At 61.2% G+C, this 10026-nt stretch carries 12 protein-coding genes; 5 read left to right on the top strand and 7 right to left on the bottom strand.

All coding sequences use genetic code 11. The features are described from left to right. Positions 1-321: 321 nt before the first annotated feature. The 4 genes from BX591_RS12015 to BX591_RS37135 all read right to left on the bottom strand — a co-directional run bounded on the left by BX591_RS12015 (position 322) and on the right by BX591_RS37135 (position 3250). Positions 322-774 carry a cupin domain-containing protein gene (locus BX591_RS12015; RefSeq protein WP_111931505.1) on the bottom strand — a complete coding sequence of 151 codons (453 nt, stop codon included), beginning with the start codon at positions 772-774 and terminating at the stop codon, positions 322-324. Between the two features lie 266 nt (positions 775-1040). After that, positions 1041-2381 (bottom strand): ATP-binding protein, encoded by a 1341-nt coding sequence (locus BX591_RS12010; protein ID WP_111931503.1) that lies wholly within the window; start codon positions 2379-2381, stop codon positions 1041-1043. Then, on the bottom strand, positions 2378-3121 hold the full coding sequence (locus tag BX591_RS12005) for a response regulator (protein WP_111931501.1): 744 nt from the start codon (positions 3119-3121) through the stop codon (positions 2378-2380). The genes BX591_RS12010 and BX591_RS12005 overlap by 4 nt, the downstream gene beginning before the upstream one ends. Before the next feature lie 6 nt (positions 3122-3127). Then, complete coding sequence (locus tag BX591_RS37135) at positions 3128-3250, bottom strand: hypothetical protein (protein ID WP_276330763.1); 123 nt, start codon at positions 3248-3250, stop codon at positions 3128-3130. Between the two features lie 206 nt (positions 3251-3456). Between BX591_RS37135 and BX591_RS12000 the strand changes: the two genes are divergently transcribed. From BX591_RS12000 to BX591_RS11985, 4 genes are all read left to right on the top strand, one after another. Next, positions 3457-4017, top strand: a complete 561-nt coding sequence (locus tag BX591_RS12000) for a thioredoxin family protein (RefSeq protein WP_111931499.1) — start codon at positions 3457-3459, stop codon at positions 4015-4017. Between the two features lie 178 nt (positions 4018-4195). Beyond that, complete coding sequence (locus tag BX591_RS11995; protein WP_111931497.1) at positions 4196-4402, top strand: DUF4148 domain-containing protein; 207 nt, start codon at positions 4196-4198, stop codon at positions 4400-4402. A 43-nt stretch (positions 4403-4445) separates the two neighbouring features. Further along, the gene (locus BX591_RS11990; protein WP_111931495.1) at positions 4446-4718 is read left to right on the top strand and encodes a hypothetical protein; all 273 of its coding nucleotides are present in this window, start codon (positions 4446-4448) and stop codon (positions 4716-4718) included. A 16-nt stretch (positions 4719-4734) separates the two neighbouring features. Further along, positions 4735-5154 (top strand): organic hydroperoxide resistance protein, encoded by a 420-nt coding sequence (locus BX591_RS11985; RefSeq protein ID WP_111931493.1) that lies wholly within the window; start codon positions 4735-4737, stop codon positions 5152-5154. 70 nt (positions 5155-5224) lie between these two features. On the opposite strand, the gene BX591_RS11980 is transcribed toward BX591_RS11985, so the two are convergent. From BX591_RS11980 to BX591_RS11970, 3 genes are all read right to left on the bottom strand, one after another. Next, entirely contained in the window at positions 5225-6277 is a 1053-nt protein-coding gene (locus BX591_RS11980; protein ID WP_111931491.1) for an alpha/beta hydrolase, read from the bottom strand. A gap of 143 nt (positions 6278-6420) precedes the next feature. Continuing rightward, on the bottom strand, positions 6421-7764 hold the full coding sequence (locus tag BX591_RS11975; RefSeq protein WP_111931489.1) for an epoxide hydrolase family protein: 1344 nt from the start codon (positions 7762-7764) through the stop codon (positions 6421-6423). Between the two features lie 110 nt (positions 7765-7874). Further along, positions 7875-8684, bottom strand: coding sequence for an SDR family NAD(P)-dependent oxidoreductase (locus tag BX591_RS11970; RefSeq protein ID WP_111931487.1), 810 nt, complete (start codon positions 8682-8684; stop codon positions 7875-7877). A 147-nt stretch (positions 8685-8831) separates the two neighbouring features. Here BX591_RS11970 and BX591_RS11965 point away from each other — a divergent pair, with 147 nt between their 5' ends. Continuing rightward, positions 8832-9779 carry a GlxA family transcriptional regulator gene (locus tag BX591_RS11965; protein ID WP_111931485.1) on the top strand — a complete coding sequence of 316 codons (948 nt, stop codon included), beginning with the start codon at positions 8832-8834 and terminating at the stop codon, positions 9777-9779. Positions 9780-10026: the final 247 nt, after the last annotated feature.

Here is a 10026-nt window from a genome sequence, read left to right as displayed (position 1 = left end):
TCTCCGCGATCTTTGATGTACACCGGCGCGATCTGACGGTTCAACTACGGTTAGCGGCCATTCCGCCCGCATAACGGTATGTCGGAGAAGGGTCGATCTGGGACCTTCACGAATAGGCACCCGTAGATCATCGCGCCGGCTCACGTGGTCGCGTCTTACGCTGATAAACCGGGTTATCACCGGCATCAGCGCGGGTCGTTGCACGACTAATATTTCGTCCCCGGCTGCGCCCTGGCCACTAATCGAGGCGAAGCCTTCGACCGTTTGCGCACAGTATGCCTGCCGGTGTGATGCAAAGCTGCTTCGTCGCGTTCACCGCATTCACCGCCGCGTGAGCGTGATGCTCGACCAGTCAGGCAAAGCATCGAGATCGGGTCTCATGGTCACGCTTTCCTGTTCGTTCGGGGCCGTGCGGGCAATTACTGCAACGCACGCTTCGTCCGCGCTCGCGTTGTACGGCACATGTGGCGTCCCTGCGGGAATGTAGAAAAAGTCCCCGGCCCGGACCCGCGCATGGTGTTCCAGTCGTTCGCCATACCAGCAGCCCGAAATGCCGCTCAGCTGATAGATGGCAGTCTCGTGCTCCGCGTGCAGGTGCGCTTTGGCGCGAGCGCCTGGAGGAATCGTGGCAAGCTGAAGATGCACGAACTTCGATCCCACGCTTTCAGCCGAGATCCCTACAGCGTAGGTCAACCCCTGCTTCCCTTTGAACTGTGGCCCGGCTTGCACCAGTTGACAGGGAGCGGGGGCGTTTGTGTGTGCGCTAGTGTTCATCGCTACTCCAGACAATGAGCACCGATGCCGGCGAGATGGCAAACCTGCGACTGCGGAACGATTGCAGCATATACCCGCGCGCTGATTACAAACAGCGACGCCTGCCAGGGTCCCCGACTGCATAGCCAGGCGATGTCAGGTTGTCGTATTGCGTCATTGTTCCACCCAGCCATTAGTCTGGAATGACGCCCATTAATTGGCAGTGCCTCGTCAATGTCGGCCTTTAGAACCGACTCGTCGGCACGGCGCGCGACCCTGCAATTCAATTAAATGACGAGTCGCGCTTCAAGGCCGCCTTCTTCACGGTTGATCAACGTCAGCACTCCATTCGTCGCACCCGCGAGTTGCCGTGCAATGGCAAGTCCCAAGCCCGTTCCGCCGGTCTGCCGGTTACGCGACGCTTCGAGCCGAACGAACGGTTCGAAGACGGCTTCCAGCGACTCTTCCGGAATGCCCGGGCCGCGATCGAGCACCGAAACGCGGATGTGGCCATCACCCATCGCGCTCACTTCGACGACGACGTCAGCCTCGCCTGAGTACTTCAGCGCGTTGTCGACGAGATTGCCGACGATGCGTTTCAGTGATTTCGGGCGTGCCGTCATCGCGTGGCCAATGCAGCCTTGCAAGGTCACGGGCCGTCCCGCATCGCGATAGTCATCGACGATACTGCCGATCAGCGCATCCGGATCGATACGCACGGGTTCTTCGCGTGTCCCGTGCAAAGCGCGCGCGTATGTCACGCCTTCCTTCACGAGCGTTTCCATTTCCTCGAGATCCTGCCGCAGCTTCTCCCCGGTCGCACTGTCGTCCATCATGTCGACTCGCAAACGCATGCGCGTGATTGGCGTCTGCAGATCGTGTGTGATGGCTGCGAGGATCTGCATCCGCTGTGCCGTGTACATGGCGATGCGATCCTGCATCGCATTGAAGGCCTTGGCAGCACTGGCGATTTCGTCGGGACCCGTTTCAGGTAAGCGCTGCGCTTTCAGATCGGGGCCGAGCGCATTGGCGGCTTTAGCGAGCTGCTTGAGCGGACGCGTCGCGATTCGCACCGCGAGCCAGCAGCATGTGGCCAGCACGACGAGTTCCAGCAAGAGCACCGCGGGCAGCCAGCCGGAAAGCGGCGTGCCTTGCGTCGGACGCATGTCGATCGTGAGCGGCGCGCCGTCGCTTAGCTTCAGATGTACCTGGAAGCGCTCGGCATCGCCGGGAATCGTGTTGACGGTCAGCGGATAGCGCTTGCCGATACCCGCTTCGATTGACTCTGCGAAACGTTCGGAGAGCGTCGCATCGGGCGGCGCGCCGGTTTCTCCCGGGCCGAGGATGAACGTGTAGCTGCGACGCGCCAGCTTCGGCAGCCATGCGGCGCGCTCGGCCGGCGGCAGGTGATCGAGCAGCGCAACGGAACTCGTCACCTCGCGCTCGACGTAACCGGTCATCACGTTTGTCATGCTCTGGTCGCGCTCGGCCACGGTCAACCAGAACGACGCCGCCTGCGCAATCGCCAAACCGACGACAAGGATCAGCGCGAGCTGCGCATACAGTGTGCGCGGCCAATGCAGAAAACCCGGCGTGTGCGGCGCTTGCGTGGAAATCGACGGACTCATTGGCCGCTCCCGCCCGGCGTCACGGCTGCCGAAAAGACGTAGCCTTCGCTTCGCAGTGTCTTGATGTAACGCGCCTCGCGCGCTTCGTCGCGCAGACGTTGACGTAGACGGCTCACCAGCAGATCGATTGACCGGTCGAACGCATCGGCCTGACGCCCTTGCGTCAGATTGAGCAGCTGGTCGCGCGTGAGCACGCGCTGCGGATGATCGAGAAACACACGCAGCAACCGGTACTCCGCGCCCGACAGCGCGACCATCGTGCCTTCGGCGTCGAGCAGATGACGCGCGGTGGTGTCGAGTCGCCAGTCGCCAAAGCACAGCACCGGCGACGATTCCGTCACTTCCATGCCCGGCGGCAGCATGCGCGTGCGGCGCAACACCGACTTGATGCGCGCGAGCAGTTCGCGCACGGCGAAAGGCTTGGGGAGGTAGTCGTCAGCGCCCATTTCGAGGCCGAGGATACGGTCCGCTTCTTCGTTGCGCGCGGTGAGCATCAGCACGGGCACGGCGCGGTACTTGCCCGAGCGCAGCTCGCGACACAGTTCGAGGCCGTCTTCGCCAGGCAGCATCAGGTCAAGCACGATCAGATCCGGCGCGCCGGTCTGTTCGAGCACCGTGCGCATCTGGCGCCCGTTGGCCGCCAGCGATACACGTACGCCGTGCTTTTCCAGATACGTCGCGAGCAATTCGCGAATGCCGCGATCGTCGTCGACAATCAATATGTGGTCGGAGTTTTCCATCTCGCTTCAGCGTGTTTTGCGTTTGATCGATGTTGCCTTCGGTGCGATCAACAGGCATTGCACCGGATACATCAGTTCCGCCGCCAGTCCGCCGGCGAGGAGCGCGACGATGGTTAGCATGCGTTTCATGGCAATCTCGTTTCGTTTCGCATGCCAGCTTTATAGCGCACGTTTGATCGCGCGGAAGCGGGTTTTTGTATCGTAGTGTATCTACGCTTTCGCGCGATACACAGCCTTTCATAAGCGCCTTCGCCCGACACAGTCAGGATACCTCGGGCACGTCCAATACGGTTCATGCCGGTACGACATCGGCTCGTCAACCCGAGGACAAGGTCATGCTTAAACACATCAGAAACACCGCTGCGATCGCAGCCTGCGCGGTCGCCGCCGCGAGCACCATTGCCGCCATCGCCGCGTCGGCGTCTCATGGCACGAACGAAGCTGCAAACGAATCCACAAATGGCGATGCGCCGGAATTCACTGGCATCGACCAATGGCTCAACAGCGAACCGCTCACGCTCGAGCGCTTGCGCGGCAAGGTCGTGCTGGTGGATTTCTGGACCTATACCTGTGCGAACTGCATCAACACGCTCCCGGCAGTGAAGTCGTGGAACCAGAAGTACAAGGACCATGGACTTGTTGTGATTGGCGTGCATACGCCCGAATATCCTTTTGAACGCGACACGGGCAACGTCAAGCGCGCGATCGAACGTTTCGGCATCACGTATCCCGTCGCACAAGACAACCGTTACGCAACGTGGACCGCTTACAGCAACCGCTACTGGCCGGCGTTCTATCTGATCGACAAGCACGGCAAGGTCGCGTACGCGCATTTCGGCGAAGGCGAATACGCGCAGACGGAAACCGCGATCCGCAATCTGCTTGCGCAGAAATGAGCTTTGTATTCGAACGTATCTGATTTGGGCCTGATACAAAACATTGCATAGCAAGGTCGATTCAGAAACAAGCCAGATACACCAGCAGGTTCAAATACATCAACGGCAGCAGACGAAACAAGCCGTCCGAAGCGCCGCCAGTTTCAGCTACTTACTCATTCTTCTCCAGGAGCACATCATGAAAAAATCGATCACCACGCTGTTTCTCGCACTCAGCGCAATTGCCGGCGTCGCGCAAGCCGATGTCACCACGAATGTCGATCAGAACCGGACGCAGGTTCATCGCCAGCAGGGCAAGACGCGTGCGGAAGTGCGCAACGAACTGGCGCAGGCGCAAAAGGACGAGCAGATCGCCGCGCTGGCAAATCTGTATCGCGGCAGCTGATCTCTCCCATTCATATCGACATCCCATTGCATCGAGGTCAATCATGTTCAAACGCATCGTTACCGCCGCGGTCATTGCTACCAGCGCCATCGCAGGCACGGCATTCGCAAGCGGCTATGGTCCCGCACCACGCTACGACGCGCTCGCTGGCGCACCTGCATCACAACGCGGCGTCAGCGCACAAACCGTCGCCTTCGAATCGATGTCCGCAGATTCCAAAGCGAGCGGATACGGTGGCGTCGCCGATACGGTTTCGCAAGCAGGCGCGCGAACCACTACGACCGCCGGCACGGCGTCGCTTTTTGCTCACCATTAAATCGGAGATACACGACATGAACACGCAAACTGACACCATTCTTTATACCGGCAAAACCCACGTCACCGGAGGCCGCGACGGCTCGGCCCGCAGCACCGACGGCCGTCTCGACGTCAAACTGAGTTCGCCCGGCGGCCCCGGCATCGGCACGAACCCGGAGCAGATGCTGGCCGCGGGATGGTCCGCCTGCTTTATCGGCGCGATGACTAAGGCAGCCGCGAGCATGAAAGTGCGCCTCCCCGCCGAGACCGCTGTCGATGCGGAAGTCGATCTCGGCGTCGACGACGGCGCGTACTTTCTGCGTGCGCGGCTCGCGGTCAGCCTGCCGGGCATCGCGCGCGAGGTCGCCGAAGCGATCGCAGCGGCCGCACATCAGACCTGCCCGTACTCGAAGGCGTTGCGCGGCAACATCGAAGTGACGGTGACAGTCGTCTGATGGGCGACGACGCGGCCGGCAGCGAGCGGATGCGTCGTCGATAAGCATGCTTCGCCCGACAGGCAAGAGCTTAGTCACCCGCGACTTCGATGACCGCGTCCGCAAAGTCCTTCGGCGCTTCCTGCGGCAGATTGTGGCCGATTCCGCCGTTGATGGTTCGGTGCGCGTATTTGCCCGTGAACATCTTCGCGTACGCTGACGGATCCGGATGCGGCGCGCCATTCGTGTCGCCTTCGAGCGTGATGGTCGGCACGCCGATAGTCGGCGCGGCGGCGAGGCACTGTTCAAGCCCGGCGTATTGCGATTCGCCCCGCGCGAGTCCGAGACGCCAGCGGTAGTTGTGAATCACCACGGCGACATGATCCGGGTTCACGAAGGACTGCGCGGAGCGATTGTAGGTCGCATCGTCGAAGTCCCATTTTGGCGACGCGAGACGCCAGACGAGTCGGTTGAATTCGTTGCGGTTCGCGTCGTACCCGGCCTGACCGCGCTCGGTGGCGAAATAGAACTGGTACCACCATGCAAGCTCTGCCTTTGGCGGGAGCGGTGCCCGGCCGGCGGACTGACTGCCGATCAGATAGCCGCTCACTGAAACGATCCCTTTGCATCGTTGTGGCCACAGCGCTGCGATGATGTTGACGGTGCGCGCGCCCCAGTCGAAGCCACCGAACACAGCCGTTTCGATTTTCAGCGCGTCCATCAGCGCGATGATGTCGGCCGCCAGAACGGCTTGCTGTCCGTTACGCGGAGTGTCGGCGGACAGAAATCGGGTCGAGCCGAAGCCGCGCAGATACGGCACGATCACGCGATAACCCGCGGCAGCGAGCAATGGCGTGACATCGGCGAAGCTGTGGATGTCATAAGGCCAGCCGTGCAGCAGAATGACGACCGGACCGTCGTGCGGTCCCGCTTCCGCATACCCGATGCTCAGCGCGCCTGCATTGACCTGGTGCATTGTCTCAAACGATGCGATGCGTGCACGGGCGTCGGAGTCGATAGGGCGCGTGCTTCCGGCCGATTGCGCGTTGGCAGGCGGGTTCAGTCCGAGCCCGAGTTCGAGCAGGCCAACGCCTGCGATCGTCGCCTGCAACAGGCGGCGGCGAGAGGTGATTTCTTCCGGCATGGCTCTATGTCCTATGAGATTGTGTCGATCGCTGCTTGGGGCGCTAGTGATCACATCGACCTTCGCGCGCTTGGCCGTCGAGTACCGACAGGTCTCGTGCGCAGTTGCTGCGGCGCGCTCGCGCGACAGCAACCGGCACTCTGTCACTGTTGCTGACGCAGCGGTCTGAATGCCGCGCGGAGTTCCTCTGCATAGAGTTGAGGTTGCTCCCATGCTGCGAAGTGGCCGCCCTTGTCTACCTCGTGAAAATAGGTGAGTTTGGGATAACTGCGCTCAGTCCAACTACGTGGCGCCCGATAGATTTCGCCCGGAAACACCGTCACGGCCACCGGGACCGAGATATCGGCCGTTTTCTGCTCGACGGCGTTGAAGTTATTGTTGTTGTTTTCCCAATAGAGCCGCGCCGCCGAAGTGGAGGTATTAGTCACCCAGTACAGCGTGATGTCGTCGAGCATCTCGTCCCTCGTGAGCGAGCGCTCCGGGTGGCCGCCGCTATAAGTCCAGGCCGCGAATTTGTCGTACATCCACGCCGCCTGGCCCGCTGGCGAATCGGCGAGGCCGTAGCCCTCGGTTTGCGGACGGGTGACCATCATGGCGGCATAGCCGCCACCCTTTTTGTACAGATTGGCGAGCGATTCGTATGCTGCTTTTTCCTCGCTGGATAACCCGGCCGGGGCTGCCTGGCCATCGCTCAGTGCCTTCGCGACCTCCGGGGGCACCGTCGCGGGCATGTTGACGTGAATGCCGAGGAGTCCCGGCGGGGCCTGACGCCCCATCGCATCCGCGATCACCGAGCCCCAGTCGCCGCCTTGCGACACGTAGTGCTGGTATCCCAGGCGCTTCATCAACACATCCCAGGCCCGCGCGATGCGATCGGGACCCCAGCCGGCGTCCGTCGGCTTGCCCGAGAACCCGTAGCCTGGCATCGACGGAATGACGACGTCGAAGGCGTCCTCCGCGCGGCCGCCATGAGCGGTTGGGTCGGTGAGCGGGCCAATCGCCTTTTCGAGTTCCAGCGGCGATCCTGGCCAGCCGTGGGTGATGATCAGAGGCAGGGCATTCGGCTGAGTAGACTTCACGTGAATGAACTGGATATCGACACCATCGATCGTGGTCACGAACATCGGCAATGTATTCAACCTGGCCTCCGCTTTACGCCAGTCGTAGCCGGTTCCCCAATAACGCACCAGCGCCTGGATGTCGGCCTCCTGCACACCCTGTGTCTGATCGGAGACCGTTTCCTTGTCGGGCCAGCGGGTCGCGGCGATGCGGCGCCGGAGATCGGCGAGTGTCTTGTCCGGCACATGAATGTGGAAGGGCCGAATTGAATCGTCTTCGGCCGCGACCTGCGGGCTCGCAGCGGGTTGATTCGTCGGCGCGACCGCATGAGCGGAACTGAAACCCCAGGCCAGCAATAAGCTGAGTACAGTTGCGCCGGAAATGGTGGACGGACGACGCCGGCGTTGCGCCGTCGAAATCGTTGCCATGGTGATATTCCTCGTCAGTGGATGGGCGGTCTTGTGGCGCGCGCTGTGGCACGCACTGTTACCGTATCGCGTCGAAACCGCGGACTCAGGCGCGATCGTTTCGTCGCGCGCTAGGACAGTTCTTCGTTACCGATGGTATAGCGAGGCGCCGGTGTCCGGTTGGATAGTTCAGGCAACAGCGCTTCGCGCGCAGCTTCGAAAGTGTCCCACTTCGCTGCGTCTTGCAGTGCCGGAATCGTGAAGAGTTCGTCCCGATCGAAGCCATTGAGCGCCGCGTCGACCATGTCGGCTGCGGACATGACAATCGCCGGATTGAGGTTCTCGACCGGCAAGCCGCCGTTCTGCCAGAAATCGGTGGCCGTGGCGCCAGGCAGCACCGCCTGAATCTTCACGCCGTGGCGAGAGAGTTCGTGCTGCAGCGACCGGCTAAACGCGAGCACGAAGGCCTTGGTGCCGCCATATACGCCGTTCAGGCGTTCCGGCGCGATACCGACGATCGATGAGATGTTGATAATCTCGCCCTTGCCGCGCGAGACGAAGCCCGGGACTACGGCGTACGTGAGGCGCGTGAGTGCGCTGACGTTCAGATCGATCATCCGCGTCATCGCGTCCACATCGCTGTCGAGCAGCGGCGTATGCGTGCCAACACCCGCATTGTTCACGAGCAACGTAATGCTCGCGTCTTCCTTTAATTTCGCTTCTACGGTGGCGAGTGAAGTCGCGTCGTTGAGATCGGCGGCGATGACTTCGACGGACCGCCGTGTTTCGTTTGCGATGCGTTCGGCGAGACTCACGAGCCGATCGCGCCTGCGCGCAACCAGTATCAGATCGTAGCCGCGCTGCGCGAGCCGTTCGGCGTAGACCGCGCCGATGCCCGTGGACGCACCCGTGATGAGAGCCGTACCCTGATGTACTTGCATCTTGATGTACTCCGGTTGTAGGTTTATCGGTGTTGCATGAACCCATTGTGGGCCGTGATCCCGATGGCGCAAATGACGTATAAGGTCATCATTCACGACATCCGATCAAATGCGCTTCTTTGACCCGATGAATAGAGGAGGGCCACCATGCACCGGATCGGATATCTATTAAGTGATGGCTTTCAGGTGATGGCGCTCGCGTCGCAGTCGGTTTTCGAATACGCGAATGTTGCAGCGCGAGAAAGCTTCTACTCGATCGAGAACTTTTCGGTGGCGGGCGGCGAGGTGCGCTCCTCGTTCGGGATGTGTGTGGTGACGCGAGCGCTTCCGGCGCGCGCCGCGATCGACACGTGGATCGCGGCGGGCGTCAACTCGCCACTTAGCTCGCCGCCGCCAGACGAAATGCTCGTGTTTTTGCGCAAATCCGCCACACGCGCGCGACGCATTGCGGGTATCTGCACGGGCGGGTTCGTGCTTGCAGAGGCGGGGCTGCTCGCGAACCGGCGCGCGACGACGCATTGGGCCCACGCGCGCTCGATGATGAGCCGGTTTCCTGACATCCATATCGAGGAAGATCGCATCTACATCGTCGATGGACCGATCTGGACATCGGCGGGCATGACTGCGGGGCTCGACCTTGCACTTGGGATGGTCGAGAAAGATCTCGGCGCCGAGATAGCGCGTTCGGTCGCACACAAGCTCGTGATGCCGCAGCGGCGCACGGGTGGCCAGTCGCAGCACTCGGAAATGCTGGATCTTGCGCCGAAGTCGGACCGCATTCAGGACGCGCTGAACTATGCGCGCAAGAACCTGAAGCGGCCGCTCACCGTGGAGGAGCTCGCGAATTCGGCGCATTTGAGTCCACGGCAGTTCAGCCGGGTGTTTACGGTGGAAACCGGACAATCACCCGCAAAGGCGATCGAAGGGCTGCGACTCGAAGCTGCGCGATTGATGATCGAGAAGAGCCGGCATTCGTTGGAAGTGATCGCCAGGGAGACGGGGTTTCGTGATCGGCGGCATATGCGCGAAGCGTTTATGCGAGGGTTTGGCCTGCCTCCTCAAGAAGTACGGCGTGAGGCACGTGCGCATGCTTGAATCGGCGTTTTGGATGGTGTGTGGATAAGCCGACTTCCGCACTGAATTTCGGCGCGGCTGGTGATTGAACTTCTCAACGATTACTACACGATCATCTTTATCGTTGAGGACAATCGGTATGCCGATTGAAGATGCATTGCGGATGTGAGGTCGGTATCGGCAGTGAAATGGTGAGAGCTGCAGCACTTTGAGTGCGTCTGAGCGCCCGCGAGCGTGTCACCGGTAGTCCATGCTCAAGCGGGTTCTC

This window comes from Paraburkholderia bryophila (assembly GCF_003269035.1).
In the GTDB taxonomy this organism is placed as follows: Bacteria; Pseudomonadota; Gammaproteobacteria; order Burkholderiales; family Burkholderiaceae; genus Paraburkholderia; species Paraburkholderia bryophila.
Note: the sequence above shows the minus strand (reverse complement) of the source record. Positions and strands in the feature narration are given on the sequence as shown.

Excerpts from the sequence above, each read along its gene's own strand:
- BX591_RS12010 (WP_111931503.1), bottom strand. The coding sequence starts at position 2,381 with ATGAGTCCGTCGATTTCCACGCAAGCGCCGCACACGCCGGGTTTTCTG.
- BX591_RS12005 (WP_111931501.1), bottom strand. The coding sequence starts at position 3,121 with ATGGAAAACTCCGACCACATATTGATTGTCGACGACGATCGCGGCATT.
- BX591_RS12000 (WP_111931499.1), top strand. The coding sequence starts at position 3,457 with ATGCTTAAACACATCAGAAACACCGCTGCGATCGCAGCCTGCGCGGTC.
- BX591_RS11975 (WP_111931489.1), bottom strand. The coding sequence starts at position 7,764 with ATGGCAACGATTTCGACGGCGCAACGCCGGCGTCGTCCGTCCACCATT.
- BX591_RS11965 (WP_111931485.1), top strand. The coding sequence starts at position 8,832 with ATGCACCGGATCGGATATCTATTAAGTGATGGCTTTCAGGTGATGGCG.
- BX591_RS11985 (WP_111931493.1), top strand. The coding sequence starts at position 4,735 with ATGAACACGCAAACTGACACCATTCTTTATACCGGCAAAACCCACGTC.
- BX591_RS37135 (WP_276330763.1), bottom strand. The coding sequence starts at position 3,250 with ATGAAACGCATGCTAACCATCGTCGCGCTCCTCGCCGGCGGACTGGCG.
- BX591_RS12015 (WP_111931505.1), bottom strand. The coding sequence starts at position 774 with ATGAACACTAGCGCACACACAAACGCCCCCGCTCCCTGTCAACTGGTG.
- BX591_RS11990 (WP_111931495.1), top strand. The coding sequence starts at position 4,446 with ATGTTCAAACGCATCGTTACCGCCGCGGTCATTGCTACCAGCGCCATC.
- BX591_RS11980 (WP_111931491.1), bottom strand. The coding sequence starts at position 6,277 with ATGCCGGAAGAAATCACCTCTCGCCGCCGCCTGTTGCAGGCGACGATC.
- BX591_RS11995 (WP_111931497.1), top strand. The coding sequence starts at position 4,196 with ATGAAAAAATCGATCACCACGCTGTTTCTCGCACTCAGCGCAATTGCC.
- BX591_RS11970 (WP_111931487.1), bottom strand. The coding sequence starts at position 8,684 with ATGCAAGTACATCAGGGTACGGCTCTCATCACGGGTGCGTCCACGGGC.